Here is a 26,160-nt window from a genome sequence, read left to right on the forward strand (position 1 = left end):
GTGGTGGCCGACGGACCTCCGGAGGGAACACCGACCGAGCGCGATCCCGCGCCCGCTCCGCGGCGCGATGTTTCACGTGAAACCGAGCGCTACGCCGACACCCCGATCGCAGCCGCGGCCGAGCGCGCGAGCCACATCATGACGCGCGGACTCGAAGGTCATCTCCCCCACCCGAACGACACCCGCATCATCACGGTCGCCAACCAGAAGGGCGGCGTCGGGAAGACCACGACAGCGGTGAACGTCGCCGCCGCCCTCGCGCTGCACGGACTGGGCGTCCTCGTGATCGATCTCGATCCTCAGGGCAACGCGAGCACCGCGCTCGGCATCGACCACCGCAGCCCCGACATCGCGTCGGTGTACGAACTGCTCCTCGGCGAGGTGACGCTTGACGAGGCGATCGCACAGTCGACCGCTCACGAGAACCTGCTGTGTGTCCCCGCGACCCTGGATCTCGCCGGCGCGGAGATAGAGCTCGTGTCGATGGTCGCCCGTGAGACCCGTCTGCGGAACGCGCTCGACCCGGAGACGCTTCGTCGTCGCGGCATCGACTACGTGATCATCGACTGCCCGCCGTCGCTCGGCTTGCTGACGGTCAACGCGATGGTCGCCGCGAAGGAGGTGCTCATCCCGATCCAGTGCGAGTACTACGCACTCGAGGGTGTGGGCCAGCTCCTGCAGAACATCGAACTCGTCTCGGCGCACCTGAACCGCGACCTCTTCGTGTCGACCGTGCTGCTGACGATGTACGACGGCCGCACCAAACTCGCGGACCAGGTCGCCGACGAGGTCCGCAGACACTTCGGCGACAAGGTCTTGACGACCATCATCCCGCGCAGCGTGAAGGTGTCCGAGGCGCCCGGCTTCGGGATGACGATCATCCAGTACGACCCCGGGTCCCGCGGGGCGATGAGCTACCTCGACGCCGGTCGTGAGATCGGTCTGCGCGCCCGATCCGGTGGGACGTCGACGGAGGAGGCGCAGCGATGAATGAGCGACCCACCTCCCCCCGTCCGACCACACCGCGGCGCGGCGGACTCGGGCGCGGTCTGGCGGCTCTCATCCCCACCGGACCCGACGAGGGTCCGCGCCTCACCTCGGCGGCCGCCGACGTCGTGTTGGGTGACGGGTCGGAGACCAATGCCCCCGACGCCGGCCGCGCGACCGTCGAGGAACTCGACGAGGCCGGTGCCGTCTACCGCGAGATCCCGCCGTCGGAGATCGAGCCGAACCCGCAGCAGCCGCGCACCGCCTTCGACGACGAGGCGCTCGCCGAACTCGTCCACTCGATCCGCGAGTTCGGGCTCATGCAGCCCATCGTGGTCCGCCGACTCCCCCAGTCCCGGGGCGACGTCCGCTACCAGTTGGTCATGGGTGAGCGCCGGTGGCGCGCGAGCCAGGAGGCGGAGCTCGAGCGGATTCCCGCGATCGTGCGGGAGACGCAGGACGGCGACATGCTCCGCGACGCCCTGTTGGAGAACATCCATCGGGTCCAGCTCAACCCGTTGGAAGAGGCGGCGGCATACCAGCAACTCCTCGAGGAGTTCGGCGTCACCCACGACGAACTGGCCGCTCGTCTGGGTCGGTCGCGGCCCGTCGTCACCAACATGATCCGGCTGCTGCGACTCCCCATCCCCGTGCAGCGCCGCGTCGCGGCCGGGGTGCTGTCGGCCGGACACGCGCGTGCGCTGCTGTCACTCGAGTCCGGCGCGGACGCACAGGAGGCGCTCGCCGCACGCATCGTCGCGGAGGGGATGTCGGTGCGCGCCACCGAGGAGGCGGTGACGCTGGCCAACCACGACGGGCCGGCACCCGCTCCGACACCGCCCCGTCGCAAGCCGATGCAGATGCCGGGCCTCCAGGACGTCGCCGAGCGACTGTCGGACCGTCTCGACACCCGCGTCACGGTGTCCCTCGGCAAGCGGAAGGGCAAGATCGTCGTCGAGTTCGGGTCGGTGGACGACCTCGAACGCATCGTCGAGCTGTTGGCCCGGAACGGGGACCAGTGACGTCGTGAGACCGGGTACACGGAGTCACGACCGAAACGTCACAGTGACGGTCCTCAGCTCGGCGACGCAGCGTGTGTCCCGAAAGCGTTGCGATGCAACGGGTTCGGTGGATCCGGCGGTGCACGCCGAGTGAACGTCGTCATCCGAGCGCTCGAACTCGACCGGTTCGAGACCCTTCCCCGGCATGTCCGTCGATGCGTCTTCTGGGAGGTCGATCCGGCCGGCATCCCCGACCCGGGTTCGGGCCTGTCGATCGACACGGAGTTCGACAAGGAAGCCTGGATCTCGATGGTGATGCTCGACTGGGGTCGCTGCGGGCAGCTCGCCGTCGACACCGACACCGGGCGCGTCGTCGGGACCGCGTTCTACGCTCCCCCGGGCCGCGTGCCCCGCGCCCGTCTCTTCCCCACCTCACCGGTGAGCCCGGACGCCGTGCTGCTGACGTCTCTGCGTGTGGACGCCGTCGTCGCCGGGACCGCACAGAGATTGATCGACGCCGTGCTCGCCGATCTCGTGCAGCGGGGTGTCCGTGCGGTCGAGGCGTTCGGGATCGTCCGCTCGTCGACCGAGGGCGATGAGGAGATGGAGGCGGCGCGCGAGGACAGTGTTCCCGGCGGGCTGTGTCCGGGCTGCATGATCGACGCGCACTTCCTCGCCGACACCGGTTTCGAACTGGTGGCCGCACACCACCGCTTCCCCCGCTACCGCCTCGAACTCGACCAGGGGCTCGGATGGAAGACGGCGGTCGAGAGCGCGCTCGACAACCTGGTGATCATGGCGACGATCGACGTCGCCGGCCGCGAACGCACACTGACGGTGGCTCCGGTCGGCTGACCGACGTCGTCAGCGGGCGATCTGCTCCGACGCCAGGAGGTCGGCGAAGGTGTACGTACCCGTGGGCCGGTCGTCCTGGCCGAGCAGATAGAGGCGCTTGACCGCGACGAGGATCGCGTCGGCGATGGTGTCGCGGACGACGTCGTCGGCGAGGATCGCACGGTCGTGCGGACTGGTGATGTAGCCGACGTCGACCTGTGCGACAGGCATCCGTGTCAACCGGAGGATGTCCCAGGTCCGTCCATGGGATCGGCAGTCCAGCAACGGGGTTCGCGCGACGATCTCCCGCTGGATGTAGCCCGAGAGCGACTGCCCGATGGTGGAGACGGATCCGTGCGAGTTGCCGAAGTGGAACGTGGCGACGCCGTTCGCGACGGGCGAGGTGTACCGACCGCATCGCAGCGCGATCACGAGGTCGGCGCCGAAGGCGTTCGCGGTCCGTGCCCGGTCGGCGTCGTCCGGATCCGCACCGGCGGGATGTGACACCACGGTCTCCATCCCGGCAGCGGCCATCCGGCCCTCCAGGCGGTGCGAGAGGTCCCAGAGGATGTTCGTCTCCTCCGAAGCCGTTGCGGCGTCGACGATCCCGTCGGCGATGCCGGTTCCCGGGTCGATGACGATCCGCTTGCCCGACAGCCGCGGTCCGGACCGGCGGACGTTCTCCTCGGCGCGGATGGCGTGCGGCGAGCCGCCGGTCACGCGGGTGCCGAGGCGCTCCAGCGAGCGGAGTGTCTCCGGACCGCAGATGCCGTCGGGGGACATGCCGTTCTCGGTCTGGTACGTGCACAGCGCGGCGTGGGTCGACGGGCCGAACGAGCCGTCGACGAGACCGGTGTAGAAACCGAGGTTCTGCAGACGGGACTGCAGGGTAGCCACGTCGTCGCCATGCATGGGCGCCGACAGCCGGTAGGCGAGAACACGTGTGCCGAGGCGATGCGACGCCTCGCGCAGGACGCGGAAGGTGGCCGGCCCGACGAGCCCGTCCACGATGAGTCCGCGATGCTGCTGGAAGGCTCGGACCGCGTGGTCGGTCTCGGCGTCGAACACCACCGGGGACGAGGCGCTGTGGCGGCCGCCGTCCTCGGTGTGACGCGGGATCAGACCCTGGTCGGCGAGCAGGGACCGGATCTCGATGACAGCCGACCCCTGATCACCCAGGCGGTACACGGTCATCGCAGTTCCTTCTCCCTCTCGGCCGAACTGTGTGAGTCTCGCAGGTCGGGCCGTCGCAGGCCAACACGCCTGGTCCGGTCCGCGTGGTGGCGAGGACCGGACCAGGGGTCGGCGGAGTGGGCGTCGGAGTGCCCGGGTGTCAGGCGGACGCGCCGATGACCCCGTCGAGCTCACGCAGGAGCGCGGCCTTGCCCTTGGCACCCACGATCGTCTTCGTCGGCTGCCCGTTCTCGAAGAGGATCATCGTCGGGATCGACATGATCTTGAAGTCGCGGGCGACACCCGGGTTGGCGTCGACGTCGAGCTTGGCGACGGTCAACTTCTCGCCGTTGTCGGCAGCGATCTCCTCCAGGACGGGGGCGACCATCTTGCACGGGCCGCACCAGGTGGCCCAGAAGTCGACGAGGACCGGCTTGTCGGCGCCGAGGACCTCGGACTGGAAGGTGTCGTCGGTGACGGTGACTGTGTGTGCACCCATGGTGGTGTTCCTCCTGATAACTGGTGGTCGATAGGTGGTGGCGGTCAGCCGAGGGCGGCGACCGCTGCGTCGGCCGGGACGGCGACCGCGCCGTCGGCCCGTTCGGAGAGCCAGCGCTCCGCGTCGATCGCGGCGCTGCAGCCGGTACCCGCCGCGGTGATGGCCTGGCGGTACCGGTGGTCGACGAGGTCGCCGGCGGCGAACACCCCGTCCACCGATGTGGCGGTGGTCCCGCCGACGGTCAGCACGTAGCCGGCATCGTCGAGATCGACCTGACCGGCGACGAGACCGCTGCGCGGATCGTGGCCGATGGCGACGAACATCCCGGTCACGTCCAGGACCGAGGTCTCGCCGGTCACGGTGTCGCGCAGGCGGATCCCGGTGACCGAGTTCTCACCGAGCACCTCCACGACGGCCGCGTCGGTCACGAAGCGGATCTTCTCATTGGCGCGGGCGCGCTCGAGCATGATCTTCGAGGCGCGGAACTCGCCGCGGCGGTGGACCAGCGTGACGCTGCGCGCGAACTTCGTCAGGAAGGTGGCCTCCTCCATCGCGGAGTCGCCACCGCCGATGACGGCGATGTCCTGGTCCTTGAAGAAGAAGCCGTCGCAGGTCGCACACGCGGACACCCCGCGGCCGAGCAGATCGGCCTCTCCGGGGACGTCGAGGTAGCGCGCCGCGGCACCCATCGCGAGGATCAGGGCGCGGGAACGGTGGACCTCCCCGGCGACCTCGACCTCCTTGATGTCACCCGTCGCACGGATGGCGTCGACGTCCTCCATGCGGAGATCCGCGCCGAAGCGCATCGCCTGCTCCCGCATCTCGTCCATCAGGGCGGGCCCCTGGATGCCGGTCTGGAAGCCCGGGAAGTTCTCCACCTCGGTGGTCGTCATCAGGGCGCCGCCGAACTGGGTCCCCTCGAACACGACCGGCGCCAGTTCGGCGCGGGCCGCGTAGACGGCTGCGGTGTATCCGGCGGGGCCCGATCCGACGATGATCACGTCGTGGATCGTGTCGCTACCCGTGTCGCTCATCGGTCCTCTTCTCTTGCGCGAACGGCTTGTCCAACGTCAGGGTAGGGGCTTCTGTTCCCCGAGCGCGGCATGCGCGACGCCGGCGTGACGTATGTCGCCGTCACCGACTCCACGCAGGTCAGCGGGTCGGTTCAGTGGCGCCGATCACCTGTCGCGAGACCGTGGACGCACGCCCGGCGGCGCAGTCGGTGCCGACGACGAGCGCGTCGAAGCGCCCCGCGACGCCGGTGGTGAGCAGGACGACGATCCGGGGCGTCCCGTCGACCTCGACCGGACCTGCGCCGACCACCGCCGTCGAGGCGGGCACCCCGTTGGCCGCGAGACACCCGCGCAGGCGCGACGTGGGGTCGGTCGGGCTGCCGAGCGACGGGTCGCTGCGACCGATGACCGACAGCAGTGACACCGGGGACCCGGTCGCGCCGCGGGGTGTGGAGGGACCGGTCGACGGTGTGGGGTCTGCACGGACGGTGTCCGACGACGGTTGCGTCGCCGTGGACACGGCGATGATGCCGGTCGCGACGGCGACCACCACCGCGACAGCCGCCGCGATCACCATCCCGCGTCTGCGGCGTGCGTCGCGGGCCGCGTCGAGGGCGATGACGCGCGGGTCGTCGGACGGATGCGGAGGCAGGTCGACGGGGACGGCTGCGGGGGGAGGTTCGTCCCGGAGGGACAGCAGGGTGGCGTCGATCCTGGCGGAGACCTCCGGCGGGGGCTCCCGCGGTTCCACCGGGGCGTCGCGGAGGTCGGCGACGGTGGCGTCGAGGGCCGCCAGCACACGCCGGGATGCCGGGTCGGCCTCCACGCGGGCGCGGACCGTACGAGCCTCCTCCGCGGACAGGACACCGGCGTGCAGGTCGGCGATGAGGTCGATCGGGACGGTCGGGCCCGCGGACTGTTCGTCGCTCACCGTCCTCCTCCAGGATCCTGCCGCGCCCCGGGTGGGAACAGCCCTCCTCCATCAGACGCCGGCGGCGGCCGATCGGTTCCACCCCCGTGACCGGACGTCTCCGGCCGCAGGTGGCCCAGCGAGACGGCCAGTTTGGCGCGTCCGCGGGCGCAGCGGCTCTTGACGGTGCCGGTCGGCACCCCCAGCATCGTCGCCGCGTCGGCGACCGAATAGCCCTCGACGTCGACCGCGACGACGGCGGCACGCTGGTCGGCGGGCAGTGTCGCCAGCGCTCCCCCGACGGACAGTCTCAGATCGACATGTCCGGTGGCGTCGGTCGGGTCGATCACGGTGTCGTTCGTCGCGTCGAGCGGCGCGGCGACCTGCCGGCTGCGTTCCCGACGCATCCGGTCCAGGGCCGCGTTGACGACGATGCGGTGCAGCCACGAGCTGACCTTGGCGTCGGATCGGAACCGATGTGCACCGCGATGGGCGCTGAGCAGCGCCTCCTGCAGGGCGTCGGCCGCGTCGTCGTCGTTGATGCTGGTGCGCACCGCCACCGCCCACAGGTGCGCTCGGTGACGCCCGACGAGGATGCCGAAGGCCTCGCGGTCTCCCGCGACGTGTGCGGCGAGGAGGTCGGCGTCACTGCGCTCGTCTCCGTCTCGACCCCCGGCCATGCAGGGAGACTAATGCGCGCCCTGCAGCGGGTCACCGGTCGGCGCGGGCACCTGTGGATGGACCACGGCCACCCGCGTCAGCCCACAGTCCGCCGACGATGTCGGCGGCAGGCGCCTCTCGCACCGCCGAGTGTCCCGTGCCCGCCCACAGGGAGATGCCCTGCGGGTCCCCCGCGGCGGTCGACGCACGCCGCAGCGGTCCGGTGAGGGTGTTGACCTCGGGGAAGCGAGCGGGTGCAGCGGCACCGAGGTCGTCGTGGAAGCGGTTGCGCAGACCTCGCGCGGCGCGCCCGGAGAACGCCCGCGTCACCACCGTCTCGGCGAACGACGGGTCGGACAGTGCCGCCCGGTACGGGGCTGTGGTCCCGGCCTCGTCGGCGAGCAGGAGTGCGGTCCCCACACCGACGGCGTCGGCGCCGATGTCGAGCAGTCGTCGGACGTCCGCACCGGTGCCCACTCCCCCGGAGGCGACGAGGGGGACGTCCACCGCTGAGCGGACCTCCCCGAGCAGATCGTCCAGCGGCGTCGTCGGTGGGTCGGCCGCGACGTCGAACGTGGAGCGGTGCCCACCGGCCTCCGGACCCTGTACCCACACGATGTCGGCTCCACGGTCGACCGCGGCTCGCGCGTCCCTCGCTGTGGTGACGGTGACGACCACCGCGCACCCGCGTGCGTGCAGCCGGTCGACGACGTCCGCCGCGGGCAGACCGAAGGTGAACGACACCCACGGCACCGCCGACTCCGCGACGATCTCGACCGTCTCGGCGTAGTCCCGGGTCGACGGCGGCGTCACCACTCCGGGTTCGATGCCGGGAATCCTGTGCTGCAGCAGTTCTCGATAGTCGGACAGCGCGGTGTCATCGCCGTGCCGGGAGGTCGGGTCACCGGGTACGAACAGGTTCGCACCGAATCGGTCGACCCCCGCGCCGCGGACCGCGGCGATCGACTCCGCGGTCTGATGCGGTGTCCGGTACGCGGTCGCGAGGACACCCAGTCCGCCGGCCCGGGACACCGCGACCACGAGGGCGTCGGTGGTGGGACCGCCCGCCATCGGTGCACCGACGATCGGCACGGACAGGTCGGACGGGAGGATCATCGGCCCGGCCTGGCGACGAACGAGCCGTCGGCCGCCCACACCCCGGACGCGCCGCGGCGGTGTGATCCCAGCAGGTGGGTGTCGACGACGCCGAGCGCCTCCATCAGGGCGAAGGCGGTCGTCGGGCCGACGAACCGGAAACCCCTGCGGCGCAGCTCCTTCGACAGGGCCGTCGACTCCGCCGACACCGTCGGGACCTCGGACATGCTGTGCGGCATCGGGGTCCGCTCAGGCCGGAAGGACCAGATGAGGTCCTCCAGCCCACCGTCGTCGCGGAGATCCCGGGTGGCGCGGGCGTTGCCGACGGTCGCCACGATCTTCGCGCGGTTCCGGACGATCCGCGCATCGGTCATCAGCCGCTCGACGTCGTCGTCGCCGAAGCGTGCGACGGTGTCGACGTCGAAGTCGCGGAACACCTCTCGGAACGCGGGTCGCTTGCGCAGGATGGTCGCCCAGGACAACCCCGACTGGAACCCCTCCAGACTCAGCCGTTCGAAGTAGGCGTTCTCACCGTGGACGGGATCGCCCCACTCGGTGTCGTAGTAGTCCTGCATGAGACCGGGCTGCGCCGCCCACACCGGTCGCGCATGGCCGTCGTCGCCGACGACGAGGTCGTTGCCGTCCACCGTCGCGCCCTCAGGAGGTCATCGAGATCTGGCTGATCACGCCCTGGTAGCCGCGGCCGACCTGAGGCAGCTCGGTGAGCCACACCAGGATGTACGGGCTCTCGCGCGGCTGGTCCACGGTGACGGTGGTGGTCGGGCGATCGATGGTCGCTGTCGCCACGGGGACGGTCGAGTCGAAGGCGGCGTCGGCGGAGGGGGACGTCCGGATCTGCAGGGACAGGCCGGGATCCGGCGTCCGGATGGTCACCGTGCGGACGGCCGCCGGGTTCCGCAGCGCGATCATCAGACCCAGCCCCGGCTTGAGGTTCCCGAACCGCGGGCCACCCCGGTACAGGTCGGTCTGCCAGGGCGGGTTCTGACCGGTGATGACGTTGCCGACGTTCGTCGACGAGTCGGGCGTCTGCTGGGAGTAGTCGACGACGGTCGCCGATCGCAACGCGACCGGTCCGGACTGCGCCTGTGGCGCACCGGTCGTGGAGGTGGCCGGCGCACCGGAGGCGCCCGCCGGCTCCGAGGACGTGATGATCGAGTTGATGTCCGTCGGTGACTCGTCGGGTCCGACGGCGTCGGAGAGCCACACGATGAGCGCGATGACCACGAGCAGGATCAACAGTCCGGCCGCGGCGGACACGGCGAGTACCCGCTTGGAACGGGACGACATGTCGCGCAACGAGAACCGGCTGCCCGACGATCCGGGCGCGACGTTGCTCGTCGGCGTGGGACGTTCCCCGTCGGCGGCGATCACCGGCATGAGGTCGGTCTTCTGGTCGACCACCGTGGCCTGGTCGAGGACGTGCTGGATCGTCGCCGCGGTGCGGATGCCGCTGTTGCCCTCCAACGCCCGAGCGGCGACCGCGGAGATCTCGAACGGCACGTCGGGTCGTTGCGACCGGGGTTCGGCCGGCCCGCCCGCCGCGGAGGGGATCGCCGGTTCGAGGCCGCCGATGGGTTCGTGGACGGTGTCGGTGGTGGCGTTGACGGAGACGTCGTCGGGGTCGAGCGGCCAGTGCGCGAGCAACAGCGCGTAGAGCACCGCGCCGAGTCCACGGACGTCGGTCGACTTGTCGTCGCCGGCGAGGGTGCCCGGGAACGCGAGGACGGCGTTGCCCTCACGCGAGATACGGATCCGGTCGGGGTGGTCGATCGACAGCGAACTGCCTGTGCGGTGGGCGGATTCGGCCGCCGCCGCCAGCGCACGGACTGCGCGTGCAGCGCCGATCGGGGACGGGTTGGTCCGCGCGACCTCGGCGAGCGAGGACCCCGTCACCCACTCGGACACGACGATGCCGCCCGACGAACCGCGGACGACGTCCAGTACTCGCGCGATGCCAGGGGCGTTCACCCGGCCCAGACGCAGCGTGCGTGACAACACGGCCTGCGGGCCCTCGCCGCGCGACCCGACCGCCTCGCCGGGAGGGGGTGCGGGAGCGCTCTGGTCGGCGTCGACGAACGTCAGCGCGACATCGCGGTCGAGGTTGATGTCGCGGGCGCGCCAGAACCGCAGCCCGCGGGCACCGCCGTGCTCGGACAGCAGGCGGTACCGGCCACCGGCGACGGCCGCGCCGGGGACCAGCCGCGGCCCACGGCGAGGTGGCACCGGCGGTGCGGCGGCGGTCTCGGCGGGCGGGGTGTCGGTCGGTGGTGCGGACCGCGGCGTGCCGTCCGGACGCAGCGCCGACAGTCGCGGATCGGTGTGCACCGCACCCGGGAGGTCGTGCAGACCACCGCCTGTCGACGTCGATTGAACGTCGGATCGGGTCGGTGGTATGTCGGAACGGGTTCCGGGATCGTCCTCACCGGGACGGTCGACGCCCGAGCCGCCTGCGTCGCTGCCCTCTCCCACGAAACCCACTCCTCTCCGTCGGTAGCGCATGTCCGGGGGCGTCGCACCCGGGCGGAGGGGACCGCCGCCAGGTCGTTGCCCGGCGGCGCCACCGGTGTACTCCGAATATGCCCGCCAGCTCGACGTCTCGCTGTCGAAACGCCGCATGACCTGGACCTGGCCAGAATACGGTGTCGACTCGTCGCCCGTGACACGCGGGAACTGCACCGTCATCTCGGCGACCGACTCCGTGGGCGGCTCGGCACGCGGCGCGAGCGCGGGGACCACCCGACCGAGCACGCGACGCACGGCCACGCTCACGGCGATGACGTCGGGGATGCGCAGCAGGACCAGTGCCGAGTAGATCAGCCCGAGCGACACGACGGCGGTGAGCGCCAGGTAGCCGAGCGAGGCGATCTTCCCGTGGTCGTCGCTGAGGCGGTCGAGTCCCGACAGGCGCGCGATCCCCCACACCACACCGCAGCCGACGATCGACGCGGCGAGCGTCGTCACGGTGGTCCGTCCGACGTTCGTCATCCGCATCGTGCCGAGCCGGTGACGCAGCAGGAAGTGGCCGACGATCGCACCGACGAGGTAGCCGAGCCCGTTGGAGAACGCGAGCCACCGGACGATGGTGTGCCCGTCGTCGAACAGCACCGGGCCGAGGTAGGAGGCGGCGACCTTCACCACCGTGATGCCGACCGCGATGAGCGTGGGTGTCCAGGCGTCCTGGCGGGCGTAGAACACGCGCAGCTGCACCAGCGTCATCGAGTACGGGATGATCGTGAACGCGCCCCAGCTCAGGACCATGCCCAGCTGGTCGGCGGCGTCGAGATCGAACTTGCCGACGTCGAAGATCGCGATGGCGATCGCCGGTCCGAAGAAGGTCATGAACGCGATGACGGGCACCAGCGCGACCATCGTCAGACGCGTCGACAGCGACAGGTCGTCGACGACTGAGTGCGTGTCGTTCGCCGCGGCGTTGCGCGACAGCCGCGGCATGATCGCGGTGAGGATGGTGACGCCCAGGACGCCATAGGGCAGCTGGAGCAGCTGCCAGTGGGTGGCGTACACGCTGACGCCGGACGAGTCCGCGCCGGAGGCGATCCGGTACGTGATGAAGAAGCCCACCTGGAGCACCGCGACGTAGAGCACGATCGCCGCGGCCATCCTGCCGAACGTCCGCAGCCGATCGTCGAGGCCCCACCGCAGTCGCAGGCGGATGCCCGCACGACGCAGCGCCGGCAGCAGGATGAACGCCTGCACGACCACGCCCAGGGTGGTGCCCAGCCCGAGGACGAGCAGCTTGGCGTCGCCCATGCGGACCGGGTTCAGCGAGATCTCACCGGGGACGAAGTAGTAGGCGACGAGAGTGGCGATCTGGACGGCGTTGTTCCACACCGGCGCCCACGCGCCGGGACGGAAGGCGCCCTTCATGTTCAGGATCGCGATGAACAGCGCCGACAACCCGTAGAACAGCACCTCGGGCAGCAGCAGATACGCCAGCGCCGTGGACAGCGGTCGGTTGACCTCCCCGTCGCCGAGATTGAGGTAGGTCAGCACCGGTGCACAGACGAGCGCGATCACTGTGGCCGCGCCCAGCATCGTCAACGCGAGGGTGAAGATCCGGTTGATGAACCCCTCACCGCCGTCGGCGTCCTCGGCCTCGGCGCGCACCAGGACGGGGATGACGATCGCGGTGAGGACCGCGCCGAGGACGACCTCGGCGACGATGCTCGGCAGCACGTAGGCGGCCTGGAACGCCGACGCCACGGCCGGGCCGAGCATCGCCAGCACCAGGACGGTCCGGACGAACCCGGAGATGCGGCTGGTCAGCGTGGCGAACGCGATCGACCCGCTGGTCCGCAGCACGCTGTCGTCGGACGGCTGCCGGCGGTCGGCGGGGTCCTTGCCGACGACGGGTTCAGCGGTCGGGACGTCGCGGGTGGCGACGGCGACCGCGCCCGCGGGCCGGCGGGACATGGGTCGCGACGGTGGCGGGGTGTGCGGTCGCGGGGTGTCCGGTGGCGGGGGCAGCCGTCGGCCGCGGGTAGTCGGGGCCTCCCCCGTCGGGGGGATGCGCTGCGGGCGGGCGCGCCGGTCGTGGGGTGGCAGCGGTCCGCGGTCGCCGGGAGTGGTCATCGCGTGTCCCTGTCCCCGTCGACCCCGGGCGCGTCGACCCCGGGCCCGTCGAGACTGTGCAGGTAGCGGCTCTCGGCCATCAGGCGGTCCCGTTCGTCGGGTTCGGGTCGGTCGTGGTCCGCGGGGTCGGGTTGGCCGCGGAACCGATGCCACAGACGGCGTCCGGCGAGCAGCACCAGGAGTGCGCCCGCGCAGATCGTGATGATGAACAGTGGCTTGCCATACGCGTTGGAATGTACTGACAGGTCGATCGCCGACCCCACGGCGACGTTGCTGGAGGTGATCAGCGCGATGTTCACCGTCATCGACGACGACGACTTCGCCTGCGTCGGCAACTGGATCTGGCGGGTTCCCCGCGGGGGGATCTCGACGACCCCGATGTCGCCGATGTCGAGGTCGGGCGGGGCCGCGGTGTCGAGACGGACGCGGATCGAGAGCGGCAGGTCGTTGCGCACGACGAGCAGCAGCGGCGAACGTTCGGAGGCGAGCGTGTACCGCCCGCCCGGGTCCAGGATCGCCACCGCGTCGCGCATCCGGTCGACGGTGAGGTCGACGGCATGGACGCGCGCCCGCGCGATCCGGGTGACCGATCGGCGCTCGGTGGTCGAGTCGACCGGGGCCGATCGCATCGCACGCACGAGATCCTCCGCCAGCGGCGCGACGTAGGTCTGCGGTGACATCGCGACGTCGTTGCCGGCGACCATGGACGACTCGAGCGCGAACAGGGTCCCCGCGGTCCGGGAGATGGCGGACGTGGTGTCCGGGTCGAGCGTGGTCAACGGCACCGTCGTGTCCGGCGGGGTGCGCAGCGTGGCGGGTGTGGCCGCCGACGAGAGCGCGCCCACCAGGTCCGGGAGGGGTTCCGGCGTGGTCAGACCGGCGCGCAGCGTCGCGTCGACGATGCCCAGCACGGCCGAGGCGTCGGCGGCCGACGCGGACCACACCGCGGGCGGGGAGATCACCTCACTGCGACCGGTCGTCGGGTCGTCGGGGTTGCCCCCGATCCGGACGGTGTCGGTGTCGGTGGTGGGGGCCAGAGCCGCGTAGGCGATCGCCCCGACGGCGGCGCCGCGTCGCGCGACCGGTGACTCGGTCCCGAGGTCGAACCGTTGGTCGAGGGGCGTGATCGCGGGCGTCTGCGGCGCGGTGCCCATCGCGCCCAGGGCCGTGGTGATCGCGGGGTCGAACGTCTGCACGGCCATGTCGCCGACGCGGTAGCGACCGTCGGCGTCGGGCAGTGACCGGTCGAGGGCACTCGATCCCAGCAGGGCCGACGACGAGCCGGTCGCGGTGACGAGGCGGGCCCCCGCCTCGGACACCGCACCCGAGGTCGGGATGACCATGCCGCGCACGCTGCGCACGCCGAGGACGGAGTCGACGATGTCGGCCGGCCGCTGCAGTCCGGTGCGCGTCAGCGTGGGGTCACCCGCGCGGGCCAGGCTGTCGAGGTCGGCCTGGGCGAACGGCAGGGCGACCGTGCACACGCGCCCCGCCACGTTCCTCAGCGCGTCGAGGTAGGCGGCGGCGTCGGCAGAGCCGGTGCCCTCGCGGGTCGACGAACGGGGATCGGTGGGGTCCTTCGAGATGACGTACCCGCGCGACATGGCCTGCAGCGTGACCAACAGATCCGGGTCGACGGCGAGGCAGACGCTGCGGGTGAGTGGGGAGTCGGCGTCCCCCGTCGCGGCGTCGAGCGCCTCGAGGAGTCCGCGGAGTCGACCTCCGGGTCGGACCGAGGTGGCGAGGTCGTCGCTGACGAGGCGTACCGGTTCCGCACCGCCGCCGGGGATCCCGGGAGCCAGCTGGCCGGGTGCGGCGAGGGGCCACAGCAGCGTGGTGGGCGCCGGCGTGGACGTGACGGGTCCGGCGGGCGGCACCGGCGCCCGGGATCCGTCCGCGGGGACGGCCAGCACCGGCAGCAGGGTGCGGGTGTCGTCCAGACGCGCCGCCGATCCGTAGTCCGGGGTGCCGTTGAGGTTGAGCAGCAGCGGGTAGACGCCGGGCCGGTCGATGCCGAGTCCGCGGGACCCGGCATCACCTGCCAGTGGGACCGAGATCCGGAAGTCGGTGCGGGCGCCGGGCGCCAGCCGGCCGGACACGGTGACGAACGGTGTCGTCGTCTCGTACTGCGCCGGGTCGACGGTGAGGGTGGTGCGCGCGTCGGCGCCGGACGAGACCGGCTCGCCGCGCTGCAGCCGGATCACCAGGTCCCGGACGTCGCGGTCACCGATGTTGGTCAGGGTGCCGGTGACGGTCACCGTCGACGGGCTCGACGCCGTCACCGTCGACGGGGTCACCGACCGCAGCGACATCTCGACGAACTGTGCCGCCTCCGGGAACCGGGTCGTCTGGCCCGGCGCCGCCTCCGCGGGTGCGGCGAGCGCGGCGCCGGGGGCCATGACGGCGAGGACCACCGCGACGACGGCGACCAGGGCGCGACGCACCGCCGTCGATGCGCTGTGGTGGGTCATGCGCCGTCGGTGTCCCCGGACGGGTCGCGCTTGCGGCGCCGACGGGGTCGATGGGCGCGGACCGGTTCGTTCCGCCGCTGGTTGCGGGCCGCGGCGGCCTTCTCGTAGTCGTTCGGCTCCGTGCGGAGAGAGTCCGCCTCCGACCGGGCGAGCCGTTCGGGGTCGTCGGCCAGGTCGGCGATCACCTTCGTCGCGGCCCGGGCGAGCCGACGTTCGTCGGAGTACGTGAGTTTCTGGGGCAGCTCCGCCAACGGCACCCACGCCACCTCGGCGACCTCGTAGTCGGCGTCGGAGAGCTCACCACCGGTCGACCGCATGAGGTAGTGGTGCACCGTCTTGTGGATCCGCTTGCCCTCGCTGACGAACCAGTAGTCGATCTTGCCCAGCGGCGCGACGACGTTGCCCTCGATGCCGGTCTCCTCGGCCACCTCGCGCACGGCGGTCTGCTCGGCGGTCTCGCCGGTCTCGATGTGGCCCTTGGGCAGCGACCACATCATCCGTCCGCGCCGGTCGACGCGGCCGATGAGTGCGGCGCACCGGTCGTCGTGCGGTCCGTCGATGCCCGAGACCACGAGCCCGCCCGCCGAGGTCTCGCGCACGGTGCGCATCCGGGGGCCGTTGGTCTCGGCGTTCTTGTCCGTCGCGTGGTCCCGATCGGCCCGTCGGGGACGATTGCGCGCAGCGGGGGTGCGTGTCGGGGTGGTGCGGCCGTTCCCCGATCGGGTCGGGCGCGCCAGGGCACTGACATCGGAGGGGGTCACGGCACGGCCGGTCGGTGCCGCCGGGGTGACCACCACGGCGGCGTCCTCCGGAGCGCCCTCGGCGACGCGAGGTGCGGCGTCGGGTGGACGTTGCCCACCTCGCCGACGGCCACGACGACCGCGGCGCGACGATCGGACCGGCTCGGTGGGGGCGGCCGCAGCGCCCTCGGGGGGTTCGCCGGATGTGGACGTGTCGGGGGTGCCGGTCTCGCGCCGGTTGGTCTCGCGCTGGCTGGTCTGGGCGCCGCTGTTCTGGGGAGTCGACCCGCGTCCGCGACCGCCCCGTCGACGGCCACGACGACGCCGCGGACGCCCCGCGGGCTCGCGGCCACCGACGCCCGCCGAGGCGGGGTCGGGGTCGTGGGGTTCGGCAGACATCCCCTGATGCTAGCGGGCTTGTAACCCAGCGCCCGGGAACCGTCAAGAGGCTTGTGCGGGCTCGGTGGGGGCGGATCGGACGCCCGCCGGTGGGTAGGCTGCTGCGTCGTGACGGGATCGGCCACCGGGGCATCGGAGGACCGCCGCACCCGCCTGTTGGCCGGTGCCGCGGTCTCCCTGCGAACCCTCTCCGACGTCCTCGATCCGTTGGCCGATCGCTTCGCCGCCGCCGGTCACGAGCTGTTCCTCGTCGGCGGATCGGTCCGTGACGCGGTGCTCGGCCGGCTCGGCACCGATCTGGACCTGACCACCGACGCCCGCCCGGAGGCGGTGCAGGCGCTGCTGCGCGGCTGGGCGGACGCCGTCTGGGACACCGGTATCGCGTTCGGCACCGTCAGCGCCGCCCGTGCCGGCCAACACATCGAGATCACGACGTTCCGCGCCGACACCTACGACAAGGTGACCCGCAACCCGACCGTGGAGTTCGGTGACACCCTCGACGGGGACCTCGTCCGCCGCGACTTCCGCATCAACGCGATGGCGGTGCGGCTGGGACCCGGCGGGGAGCAGGAGTTCCTCGATCCCCTCGGCGGTCTCGACGATCTGCTCGCGGGGGTCGTCGACACCCCGTCCGAGCCCTCGGTGTCCTTCACCGACGACCCGCTGCGGATGCTGCGGGCGGTGCGATTCGTCGCCCAGCTCGGGTTCACCCCGTCGGAGCGGGTCCGCGTGGCGATCGCGAAGATGGCCGACTCGATCGATCGCATCACCGCAGAACGCATCGCGGCGGAGCTGGACAAGACGATCCTCGGGCAGCACGCGGTCGACGGGGTGATCGCGCTGACCGACACCGGTCTCGCCGAGCGGGTCCTGCCGGAGATCCCCGGGATGAAGCTCGCCATCGACGAGCACCACCAGCACAAGGACGTGTACTGGCATTCGCTCACCGTGCTGCAGCAGGCCATCGACCTCGAGGACGGCGACCCCGATCTCGTCCTGCGGTGGGCCGCGTTGCTGCACGACATCGGCAAGCCGGCCACCCGTCGGCACGAACCCGACGGCGGCGTGAGCTTCCACCACCACGAGGTCGTCGGCGCGAAGATGGTGCGCAAGCGGATGCGCGCGCTGAAGTACCCCAAGGCGGTGATCGAGGATGTCGCGACGCTGGTGTTCCTGCACCTGCGTTTCCACGGGTACGACGAGGGCCGCTGGACGGACTCCGCGGTCCGGCGCTATGTCACCGACGCCGGTCCGCTGCTGCCCCGACTCCACAAGCTCGTCCGCGCCGACTGCACCACCCGGAACAAGCGGCGGGCCACGCGGCTGCAGCGCACCTACGACGATCTCGAACGCCGGATCGCCGAGCTGTCGGCGGCCGAGGACCTGGCACGGGTACGCCCGGACCTCGACGGCAACGCGATCATGGAACTCCTCGGTCTTCCGCCGGGGCCCCTCGTCGGTCGGGCCTGGCGGTTCCTCAAGGAACTGCGCCTGGACTCGGGTCCGCTGGATCGCGATGCCGCCGAGGACGCATTGCGCGACTGGTGGTCCCGTCAGCCGGAGAACACCGACTCGACCTCCTGACCAGCGCAGGCCGACCGTTACTCAATCGTGACCCGATCTCGCGGCCGGGTCCGTTGCGTGATGCTCTCTGGACCCGGCCGTGACATCCCGTTACTCTGAGTACCAGGTCGAGCAGCGGCCCCCGTCCACGTCCCGAATGCCGGGACCCCGAACACAACCCGGATCGCGCAGCAGGCGCTCCTGGGAGACATGGGCGGGAGAGCACATGCATCCCCAGACTTCATCGCACACGAGTGCGACGTCCCTTCGAACGACCGTCGCCGTCGAGCACACGGTCACCCTGATGGCAGGTGACGAGCATTTCCACTGATTCACAGCCCGTACACGGGCACCACAACCGCGTCGAGGTCGACGAGGACTCCTTCGTCGGCGCCCTGGAGGTCGCGATGCAGTTCGCGCCCATCCGGCGTCTCCGGGACCGCGTCCTCGCCGGTGCCGAACTCCAGATCCGCGGCCCCCGCGGGTCGGCGCTGCGCTCGGCCGAAGGGCTGCGCCACGCCGCGCGCCTCATGCAGCAGGAACGTGCCCTGGACCGACACAAGTTCGCGTTCGCTCGGTCCGAGCGGGCGCAGGCCGCCGCCGCTCGCGTGCCGCTGCTGGTCTCGGTCGACCTCGACTCCCTCGATCTCTCCGACGTCACCGTCGGTGCCGAGCGCCTGACCGTCTCGGTCCGCCCCGACGAGGTCCTGCACAGCCCGCACCGGACGATGACGAAGGTCGCCGCGGCTCGTCGTGCGGGCCATGTGATCTGCGTCGACGGTCTCGGCGTCAGCGAGTACGCGGTGACGCTCCTCGCGCTCATCGAGCCGGACGTGATCATCACCGGCCCCGAGCTGCTGTCCCGGACCACCGAGCCGGACATGGCCCGTCTCGCCCACGCGTTGGCCGCCCACGTCGAACGCAGCCACGCGGTGGTGATCGCCGAGGGCATCGACAGCGAGGAACGTCTGATGGCCGCGCAGACCATCGGCGCCGCCTACGGCATGGGCATGCTGTTCCCGCCCGTCGACGACCCGGAACGGATCATCGACGGCGAGTTCGACCCGCTGCCGGACGTCCCCGTCTGGTCGACACCCGATCCCGGCCTGTCGACCCCGTACCAGATCGGTACGGCGACGCACACGCCGCGACGCGGGTCCAAGCGACTCCTCATCGAGATGAGCAAGTCGCTGGAGGCGCAGGCATCGGCCGCGGGCTCCGCGGTGGTGGTCCTCGGGACGTTCCAGCACGCCCGTCACTTCACGGCCCTGACGGCCGACCGGTGGCGCGACCTGTCCGACCGCGCCGGCCTCGCCGGTGTATACGGGGTCGGGCTGGCCAACATGATCGACGGCAACGTGCAGCACGCACCGCTGGACGAGGGTGACCCTCTCGTCGACGAGTGGAACGTGGCCGTGCTGGGCCCGCACTTCTGCGCACTGCTCTCCGCTCGCGACCTCCACACCGAGGCCGAGGATCTGGACCGCAACTTCGACTTCATCCAGTCCTACGACCGGGTGACGGTCACCCAGGCGGTGCACTCGATCCTGACGCGGTTCACGGTCGAGTGATGCGCGACGAGCTCCCTGTGGACGACCCGCATCGTCGTCCGCAGGGAGTGGACGACGCCACCGTCCGTGCGGTCGGGAAGATGACCGAGGCGCTCGAGTACGTGGAGCGTGCGAGGGGCCATCTGTACGAGCTGCATCAGTTGTCGGGTACCGCCGACCTCCGCTTCGGGGAGGCGGCAGATCTCCTGGAGGAGGCGGGCCACGGGGAGCTCGCGACAGCCGTCCGCGCGGAGATCGTGGGGCTGAACACGTTCCCGGGACGCTGGACGTTCCAACTCGTCGAGGAGTACGACGACGAGTACTACTCCGTCGTCCGCGCAGCGGAGAAGCGCGTCCGCGACGACCTCCTCGGCGGTCGGCGACATGTCCTCGAATCGGAGATGAAGGAGAGCCGGCGGACGCACGGTCGGCAGGGACACGAGTCCCGACCGGGCTGACGGGTCAGTTCGACAGGTCTCGCACCTTCGTCGGGTGGTCGGCCCGCACCAGCTGCTCGGCGACCTCGGCGACGCGGATGTTGCTGTCCTGCGACAGTTTCCGGATCAGGTCCCATGCCGCGATCGCGTCGACGTCGAACCGTTCCATCACGATCCCCTTCGCCTGGCCGATGATGTCGCGGCTGGCGAGGGCGCTGCTGAACTGTTGGCCGCGGCGGGCGGTGTGCAGCGCGATGGACGCATGTGTGGCGAGTGCGAGCGCCGTCTCCTGCGTCTCGGGTGAGAACGCCTGCGGTGCGGACGCATACAGGTTCAGCGCACCCATCGCGGTCTCGCCCCGGTAGAGCTGGAACGCCAGGATCGACCGCACGGGTGTGTCGTCGAGGACGCGACGCACGAACGCCGGCCAGCGGTCGTCGGACTCGAGGTCGTCGACGAGCACCTTGTGGTCGGCCCACGCGGCCTCCAGGCACGGACCTTCCCGGAGTTCGTGTTGCAGGTCGTCGAGGCGTGCGGCGATCGGGTCGGTCGGGGCCACCGAGGTGAGATGCCCCTTGTCGACCAGCGTGATGCCTGCGAAATCCGCTCCCTCGACGACATCGACCGCGCTGTCGGTCACCGACGACAGCAACGTCTCCTCGTCGGCGTCCTCACCCTGCTCGAACAGGTCACGGGCCAGTGCGGCGAGCCGTGCTCCGGTCGTCGTGTCGCCAGCGCTCATGGTGCCGTCCTCGGTTGACAGGTTGATGTCCCTGGATAGTATCGACCCCACGGCCTGAAGCCCTCGGGTGCTCCGCGCACGACCGAAAGTCGGAGGCCTTTATGACGTCTGATCCCGCTGTCGGCAACAACTCTGAGCCGACTCGCCCTGTCACCACCACCGATTCCGGTGCACCCGCCCCGAGCGACGAACACTCGCTGACCGTCGGCGCCGGTGGACCCATCGTCCTGCACGATCACTACCTGATCGAGCAGATGGCGCAGTTCAACCGCGAGCGTGTCCCCGAGCGTCAGCCGCATGCGAAGGGAAGCGGTGCTTTCGGCGAGTTCGAGGTGACCGCCGATGTCTCCGAATTCACCTCCGCCGCAGTGTTTTCGCCCGGCGAGAAGACCGAGGTGCTCGCCCGGTTCTCCACCGTCGCCGGCGAGCGTGGCAGCCCCGACACATGGCGTGACCCCCGTGGCTTCGCGCTGAAGTTCTACACGCGCGAGGGCAATTACGACATGGTCGGCAACAACACGCCGATCTTCTTCATCAAAGACCCGATGAAGTTTCAGCATTTCATCCGGTCGCAGAAGCGTCGCGCCGACAACAACCTCCGCGACCACGACATGCAGTGGGACTTCTGGACCCTCTCGCCGGAGTCCGCACACCAGGTCACGTGGCTGATGGGCGACCGCGGCATCCCGCGCACGTGGCGTCACATGAACGGCTACTCCTCGCACACCTACCTCTGGGTCAACGCCCAAGGCGTCAAGCACTGGGTGAAGTACCACTTCATCAGCGACCAGGGCGTGGAGTGCTTCACGCAGGACGAGGCCGACCAGATGGCCTCCGCCGACACCGATTACCACACGCGTGACCTCTTCGAGTCGATCGACGCCGGCGACCACCCGTCGTGGACGCTCAAGGTGCAGCTGATGCCGTACGACGACGCCACGGCCTACCGGTACAACCCGTTCGACCTCACCAAGGTGTGGCCGCACGAGGACTACCCGCTGCAGGAGGTGGGTCGCCTCACGCTCAACCGGAACCCGGGTGACCACCACACCGAGATCGAGCAGGCGGCGTTCGAACCGAACAGCCTCGTGCCCGGCATCGGACTGAGCCCGGACCGGATGCTGCTCGCCCGGTCGTTCGCCTACTCCGACGCCCACCGGTACCGGATCGGCGCGAACTACAAGCAGGTGCCGGTGAACGCACCCACGGTGCCGACGCACAGCTACTCCAAGGACGGCGCCATGCGGGTGCAGCCCGTGGCCGATCCGGTGTACGCGCCGAACTCCAAGGGCGGACCGGCCGCCGATCCACCGTCGACGCTCGACCCGGGCTGGGCCGCCGACGGCGCGATCGTGCGCACCGCCTACGTCGATCACCCCGCCGACGACGACTTCGGTCAGGCCGGGGCGCTGGTGCGCGAGGTGATGGACGACGACGCCCGTGGGCGACTGGTCGACAACGTGGTCGGCCATCTGCTCAACGGGGTGTCCGCGCCGGTGCTCGAGCGGGCGTTCGAGTACTGGCGTCGGATCGACCCCGACATCGGGGACGCCATCGAGAAGGGCGTGTCCGAGAAGGCGGACATGGACGACCCGAAGGCCGACAAGCAGGACAACCCTGCTCGTGCCGACATGCGCGCCCGCGTGTGAGCCGCATCCAGGCGGTTCTGTTCGACATCGACGGCACCCTGGTCGACTCCGTCTACGACCACGTCACCGCGTGGTGGGAGGCGTTCGCCGACCAGGGACTGTCGGTGTCCCACAACGAGATCCATCGCCGTATCGGCAAGGACGGTGGACTCCTCGTCTCCGAGCTGATGGGCATCGCGGGTGCCGACGGGGACGATGACGACCTCGCGTCCACGTTGTCCTCGGCGCACGACGATCGCTACGGCGACCGTGTGGAGCGCCTGTCGGTCCTGCCCGGCGCGCGGGAGCTGATCCGCGCGAGCAAGGATCGCGGGTTCACCGTCGTGCTGGCGACGTCGGCACCCGACCACGAGTTGACGGCACTGCGCGCACTGCTCGACGTGGACGACATCGTCGACGCGGTGACCTCGTCGGAGGACGTCGCGACCGCGAAGCCCGACGGGACCGTCGTCAGCGTCGCGCTCGAACGCGCCGGTGTGGACGCGTCGGCCGCGGTGATGGTCGGCGACGCGACGTGGGACTTCCTCGCCGCGCGCCCACTGGGGGTCCGAGGTGTGGGGCTGTGCTCCGGCGGCATCGGCGCCGCCGAGCTGCGTGAGGCCGGTGCGGACGAGACCTATCGCGATGCGGCCGACCTACTCGACCGCTGTCCGCTCTATTCGTGAGCCCACCCGTGCCTGAGCCCGCCTCGGTGCCCGCGGCGATCCGCCGGGTCGTCGTGGTGATCCCCGTCCACGACGAGGCGGACGAACTGGCGGGGGCTCTGCGCGCGGTGGCCGCCGCCGCGGACGCGGTCGACGTGCCGGTCGACGTGACCGTGGTGCTCGACGCCTGCACCGACGCGTCGGCGTCGATCCCCGGGCCCGACATCACGGTCCGGGTGGTCGACGTCCGCAACGTCGGGGCCGCCCGGCGCGCCGGGTTCGTCGGTCGCCCCACGTCCGACGACGTGTGGTTCGCGACGACCGACGCCGACTCCCGTGTTCCCGTCGTCTGGTTGCGACGGCAGCTCACCGTGGCCGACGGTGGAGCCGACGCCGTGGTGGGCACGGTGACACCCCGCGACTGGGCGCAGTGGCCGGGTGAGACCGGACGACGCTTCGACGAGGACTACCGGGCGCCGCAGCGTCCGGGTCGGCACGGCCACGTCCACGGCGCGAACCTGGGGATCCGGGCGAGCGCCTACGCCGCGGTGGGCGGATTCCCCGCGGTCACCTCGGGTGAGGACGTGCAGATCGTCGAATCCCTCGACGCCGCCGGTCACCGCGTCGCCTGGGACACCGAGGCCCCGGTCGCCACCTCGACCCGTCGGGTCGGCCGAGCACCCGCGGGGTTCGCCGGCGCACTGGCAGAGCTGGACGACTCGCCTCCCCCTCTCCCGAGGCCGGCGGTCGCCGGGGAGCTGACGGAGAGCGCATGATCGCGTGGGTGACCGACCGCCCGTCCGCCCCGGAGAACGACGCGACGGGTCGCGCCCGGACGATCGTCGGCGGACTGCGTCTGCCCGCGCCGGGCTCCGGACACACCGCCGGCCGGTTCGACGCGCTCGCGGACCTCGCACGCGCCGACATTCCGACGGCCCGTCTGATCGAGGCACACGTCGACGCAGAGCAGATCCTCACCGATCTCGGTGGCGACACCCCCGGCCCCGACGAGCTGTGGGGTGTCTGGGCGGCCGAGGCGCCCGACGCACGGCTGGAGGCCACACTGCGCGACGGCCGGTGGCACCTGTCCGGGGTCAAGGCGTGGTGTTCGGGTGCGCGCGGCTGCACCCACGCCCTCGTGACCGCCTGGGTCGACGGGCCGTCGGGCCCCGATCGGGCCCTGTTCGCGGTCGACCTGCGCCGCGGCGGGGTGAGCACCGACGACGCCCGCTCGTGGTGGTCGGCCGGGATGGCCGCTACCGACACCCGCCCTGTCCGCTTCGACGACGTGTCGGCGCGTCGCGTCGGCAGCGGCGCCGACTACCTCGACCGCCCGGGCTTCTGGCACGGGGCGATCGGCGTGGCCGCCTGCTGGTTCGGGGGCACGCTCCTGGTCGCGGACCGGGTGCTGCGGACCCGTCGCGACGACCCCGTCACCCGCGCGCACATCGGCGCCGTCGACGCCGCGCTGTGGGCGGGTCGGTCGGTGCTCGCCGAGGCCGCGGCCGCCGTGGACCGTCGACCGGACGACGTCGCCGTCGCCCACACCACCGCACTGCGCACGCGTGCCGTCGTCGAGGGTGTGGCGACCGCCGTGCTGGACCGCGCGGGTCGCGCACTCGGGCCGGGACCGATGGTGTCCGACGCCTCCCACGCGGCGGCCGTCGCGGACCTCACCGTCTACATCCGCCAGTCGCACGCCGATCACGACCTGGCCGCTCTCGGAGACCTCGTCGCAGGTGTCGACGGACGTCGTGATGGGGGACGACGGTGAGTGCCGACCTGTGGGGCGCGCAGCCCGTGCCGGCGTTCCGCGGGTCCGACCCCGGCGTGACCCCTGCCGCGCGCTGGCGCGAATGGATGGCCGGCCGCTCCTTCCCCACCCTCGACGAGCACCATCCGGCGCGGACCCCGGCGGTGCGGATGCTCGTGGTCGCCGCCCATCCCGACGACGAGGTCCTCGGCGCCGGGGGTCTCATGGCCCAGACGATCCGCGACGGCGGGTCGGTGACCGTCCTGTGCCTGTCCGACGGAGCGGCCTCCCACCCCGGTTCCCCCACCGTCACGCCTGATGACCTCGCCGTACGCCGTCGGACCGAACTGGTGGAGGCGCTCGACGAGCTGGGTGTGGCGCATGTGCAGCACCGCTCGTACCCCGACGGAGAACTCTCCGAGCACGCCGACGAGTTGGTCACCGAGATCGAGGACGCGATCGCGACCTTCGGCGGGCACGACGTGGTGGTCGGGGTGTGGCGCGGCGATCGCCACCCCGATCACGCCGCCGTCGGGTGGGCGGCCGCGACCGCGGCATCCGGTGCCGGCAGCGTCTACCTCGAGTACCCGGTGTGGATGTGGCACTGGGCGTCCCCGGACGACGTCTCGGTCCCGTGGGCGCGTGCCCGCGTGCTGTCGCTGCCCGCCGCGGTGGTCGCAGCCAAGCGGGCGGCGGTGGCGCGGTTCGTGAGCCAGGTGGAGGATCTGTCGGGCGACCCGGCCGATCGCGCGATCCTCCCGCCCGCCGTGCTCGAGCGGCTCCTGACCGACACCGAACTGTTCTTCACATGACCGATCCCGCCTACTTCGACGCGATGTACGCCGCGGGGGACGACCCGTGGGGTTTCACCGACCACTGGTACGAGACGCGCAAACGGGATCTCACCGTCGCGGTCCTGCCGCGTCGCCGCTACACCCACGCCCTGGAGCTCGGGTCGTCCACGGGCGTGCTCAGCACGACGCTCATCACGCGCTGCGACCGTCTGACCTGCGTCGAGCTGCATCCCCGGGCGGTCGACCTGGCGCGGACGCGGCTCGCCGCGTACGGCGACCGCGTGCGGGTGGAGGTCGGGGACATCCGGAGGTGGCGGTCCACCGCGTCCCACGACCTGGTGGTCGTGAGCGAGGTCCTCTACTACCTCGACCGCGACGATCTCGCCCAGGTCACGAGCTGGGTGCGCGAGCTCCGCGACGCCGGTGCGACGATCGTGGCCGTCCACTTCCGGCACCCCGTCCCGGAGCACGTACTGTCCGGGGACGAGGTGCACGAGAGTCTCCGGTCGGTCCTGGGAGGACCGATGGCGGCCTACGGCGACCCCGACGTCCTCGTGGACGTCTTCGCCGCACCCGACGAGCTCTCGGTGGCGGTCGAGGACGGGCTCGCACCCCGCCCCTGAGCCATCCGTTAT

The 26,160-nt window shown here is 71.2% G+C and carries 22 protein-coding genes and 1 pseudogene; 12 read left to right on the forward strand and 11 right to left on the reverse strand.

The genetic code is table 11. The annotated features are described in order from the left end of the window. Window positions 1–138 precede the first annotated feature (138 nt). From ACXVUM_RS07260 to ACXVUM_RS07270, 3 genes are all read left to right on the forward strand, one after another. Window positions 139–990 carry a ParA family protein gene (locus ACXVUM_RS07260; protein WP_458521155.1) on the forward strand — a complete coding sequence of 284 codons (852 nt, stop codon included), beginning with the start codon at window positions 139–141 and terminating at the stop codon, window positions 988–990. Beyond that, window positions 987–2,009 (forward strand): ParB/RepB/Spo0J family partition protein, encoded by a 1,023-nt coding sequence (locus ACXVUM_RS07265; RefSeq protein ID WP_458521156.1) that lies wholly within the window; start codon window positions 987–989, stop codon window positions 2,007–2,009. Before ACXVUM_RS07260 ends, ACXVUM_RS07265 begins: the two co-directional genes overlap by 4 nt. Before the next feature lie 129 nt (window positions 2,010–2,138). Then, on the forward strand, window positions 2,139–2,843 hold the full coding sequence (locus ACXVUM_RS07270) for a hypothetical protein (protein WP_458521157.1): 705 nt from the start codon (window positions 2,139–2,141) through the stop codon (window positions 2,841–2,843). A 9-nt stretch (window positions 2,844–2,852) separates the two neighbouring features. Here the strand turns inward: ACXVUM_RS07270 and ACXVUM_RS07275 are convergent, their stop codons facing one another. From ACXVUM_RS07275 to ACXVUM_RS07320, 10 genes and pseudogenes are all read right to left on the reverse strand, one after another. Continuing rightward, on the reverse strand, window positions 2,853–4,016 hold the full coding sequence (locus ACXVUM_RS07275) for an N-acetylmuramoyl-L-alanine amidase (RefSeq protein WP_458521158.1): 1,164 nt from the start codon (window positions 4,014–4,016) through the stop codon (window positions 2,853–2,855). Between the two features lie 139 nt (window positions 4,017–4,155). Further along, on the reverse strand, window positions 4,156–4,494 hold the full coding sequence (gene trxA / locus ACXVUM_RS07280; protein WP_458521159.1) for a thioredoxin: 339 nt from the start codon (window positions 4,492–4,494) through the stop codon (window positions 4,156–4,158). Between the two features lie 44 nt (window positions 4,495–4,538). Then, on the reverse strand, window positions 4,539–5,528 hold the full coding sequence (trxB, locus tag ACXVUM_RS07285) for a thioredoxin-disulfide reductase (protein ID WP_458521160.1): 990 nt from the start codon (window positions 5,526–5,528) through the stop codon (window positions 4,539–4,541). 118 nt (window positions 5,529–5,646) lie between these two features. Next, window positions 5,647–6,438 carry an anti-sigma factor family protein gene (locus ACXVUM_RS07290; RefSeq protein ID WP_458521161.1) on the reverse strand — a complete coding sequence of 264 codons (792 nt, stop codon included), beginning with the start codon at window positions 6,436–6,438 and terminating at the stop codon, window positions 5,647–5,649. A gap of 104 nt (window positions 6,439–6,542) precedes the next feature. Then, window positions 6,543–7,097 (reverse strand): annotated as a pseudogene (gene sigM / locus ACXVUM_RS07295) (RNA polymerase sigma factor SigM); the annotation flags it as partial. Between the two features lie 31 nt (window positions 7,098–7,128). Continuing rightward, window positions 7,129–8,193 carry an NAD(P)H-dependent flavin oxidoreductase gene (locus ACXVUM_RS07300; RefSeq protein WP_458521162.1) on the reverse strand — a complete coding sequence of 355 codons (1,065 nt, stop codon included), beginning with the start codon at window positions 8,191–8,193 and terminating at the stop codon, window positions 7,129–7,131. Continuing rightward, window positions 8,190–8,819 (reverse strand): DNA-3-methyladenine glycosylase I, encoded by a 630-nt coding sequence (locus ACXVUM_RS07305; protein ID WP_458521163.1) that lies wholly within the window; start codon window positions 8,817–8,819, stop codon window positions 8,190–8,192. The genes ACXVUM_RS07300 and ACXVUM_RS07305 overlap by 4 nt, the downstream gene beginning before the upstream one ends. A gap of 10 nt (window positions 8,820–8,829) precedes the next feature. After that, window positions 8,830–12,624, reverse strand: a complete 3,795-nt coding sequence (locus tag ACXVUM_RS07310) for a murein biosynthesis integral membrane protein MurJ (RefSeq protein WP_458521164.1) — start codon at window positions 12,622–12,624, stop codon at window positions 8,830–8,832. Window positions 12,625–12,779: 155 nt separating this feature from the next. Continuing rightward, on the reverse strand, window positions 12,780–15,254 hold the full coding sequence (locus ACXVUM_RS07315) for a DUF6049 family protein (RefSeq protein ID WP_458521165.1): 2,475 nt from the start codon (window positions 15,252–15,254) through the stop codon (window positions 12,780–12,782). Then, window positions 15,251–16,393, reverse strand: a complete 1,143-nt coding sequence (locus tag ACXVUM_RS07320) for an NUDIX domain-containing protein (RefSeq protein ID WP_458521166.1) — start codon at window positions 16,391–16,393, stop codon at window positions 15,251–15,253. The genes ACXVUM_RS07315 and ACXVUM_RS07320 overlap by 4 nt, the downstream gene beginning before the upstream one ends. A gap of 108 nt (window positions 16,394–16,501) precedes the next feature. On the opposite strand from ACXVUM_RS07320, the gene ACXVUM_RS07325 reads away from it, so the two are divergent. The 3 genes from ACXVUM_RS07325 (at window position 16,502) to ACXVUM_RS07335 (ending at window position 19,964) form a co-directional block, all read left to right on the forward strand. Continuing rightward, a complete protein-coding gene (locus ACXVUM_RS07325) occupies window positions 16,502–17,977 on the forward strand; it encodes a CCA tRNA nucleotidyltransferase (protein ID WP_458521167.1) in 1,476 nt (491 codons plus the stop codon). Between the two features lie 386 nt (window positions 17,978–18,363). Further along, a complete protein-coding gene (locus ACXVUM_RS07330) occupies window positions 18,364–19,527 on the forward strand; it encodes an EAL domain-containing protein (protein WP_458522812.1) in 1,164 nt (387 codons plus the stop codon). Next, window positions 19,527–19,964 carry a hypothetical protein gene (locus ACXVUM_RS07335; protein WP_458521168.1) on the forward strand — a complete coding sequence of 146 codons (438 nt, stop codon included), beginning with the start codon at window positions 19,527–19,529 and terminating at the stop codon, window positions 19,962–19,964. Before ACXVUM_RS07330 ends, ACXVUM_RS07335 begins: the two co-directional genes overlap by 1 nt. 4 nt (window positions 19,965–19,968) lie before the next feature. Here ACXVUM_RS07335 and ACXVUM_RS07340 read toward each other — a convergent pair whose 3' ends face one another. Then, window positions 19,969–20,685: a GAF and ANTAR domain-containing protein gene (locus tag ACXVUM_RS07340; protein WP_458521169.1), complete on the reverse strand. Its 717-nt coding sequence runs from the start codon at window positions 20,683–20,685 to the stop codon at window positions 19,969–19,971. A 101-nt stretch (window positions 20,686–20,786) separates the two neighbouring features. Here ACXVUM_RS07340 and ACXVUM_RS07345 point away from each other — a divergent pair, with 101 nt between their 5' ends. The 6 genes from ACXVUM_RS07345 to ACXVUM_RS07370 are packed head-to-tail and all read left to right on the forward strand — an operon-like array spanning window position 20,787 to window position 26,148. After that, window positions 20,787–22,334 (forward strand): catalase, encoded by a 1,548-nt coding sequence (locus tag ACXVUM_RS07345; protein WP_458521170.1) that lies wholly within the window; start codon window positions 20,787–20,789, stop codon window positions 22,332–22,334. Continuing rightward, the gene (locus ACXVUM_RS07350) at window positions 22,331–22,999 is read left to right on the forward strand and encodes an HAD family hydrolase (RefSeq protein ID WP_458521171.1); all 669 of its coding nucleotides are present in this window, start codon (window positions 22,331–22,333) and stop codon (window positions 22,997–22,999) included. The genes ACXVUM_RS07345 and ACXVUM_RS07350 overlap by 4 nt, the downstream gene beginning before the upstream one ends. Next, window positions 22,996–23,754, forward strand: a complete 759-nt coding sequence (locus ACXVUM_RS07355) for a glycosyltransferase (protein WP_458521172.1) — start codon at window positions 22,996–22,998, stop codon at window positions 23,752–23,754. Before ACXVUM_RS07350 ends, ACXVUM_RS07355 begins: the two co-directional genes overlap by 4 nt. Then, on the forward strand, window positions 23,751–24,752 hold the full coding sequence (locus ACXVUM_RS07360) for an acyl-CoA dehydrogenase (RefSeq protein WP_458521173.1): 1,002 nt from the start codon (window positions 23,751–23,753) through the stop codon (window positions 24,750–24,752). The genes ACXVUM_RS07355 and ACXVUM_RS07360 overlap by 4 nt, the downstream gene beginning before the upstream one ends. After that, a complete protein-coding gene (locus tag ACXVUM_RS07365) occupies window positions 24,749–25,543 on the forward strand; it encodes a PIG-L deacetylase family protein (RefSeq protein ID WP_458521174.1) in 795 nt (264 codons plus the stop codon). Before ACXVUM_RS07360 ends, ACXVUM_RS07365 begins: the two co-directional genes overlap by 4 nt. Then, on the forward strand, window positions 25,540–26,148 hold the full coding sequence (locus tag ACXVUM_RS07370) for an SAM-dependent methyltransferase (protein ID WP_458521175.1): 609 nt from the start codon (window positions 25,540–25,542) through the stop codon (window positions 26,146–26,148). Before ACXVUM_RS07365 ends, ACXVUM_RS07370 begins: the two co-directional genes overlap by 4 nt. The last annotated feature ends 12 nt before the right edge of the window (window positions 26,149–26,160 follow it).

This window comes from Williamsia sp. SKLECPSW1, assembly GCF_054332755.1.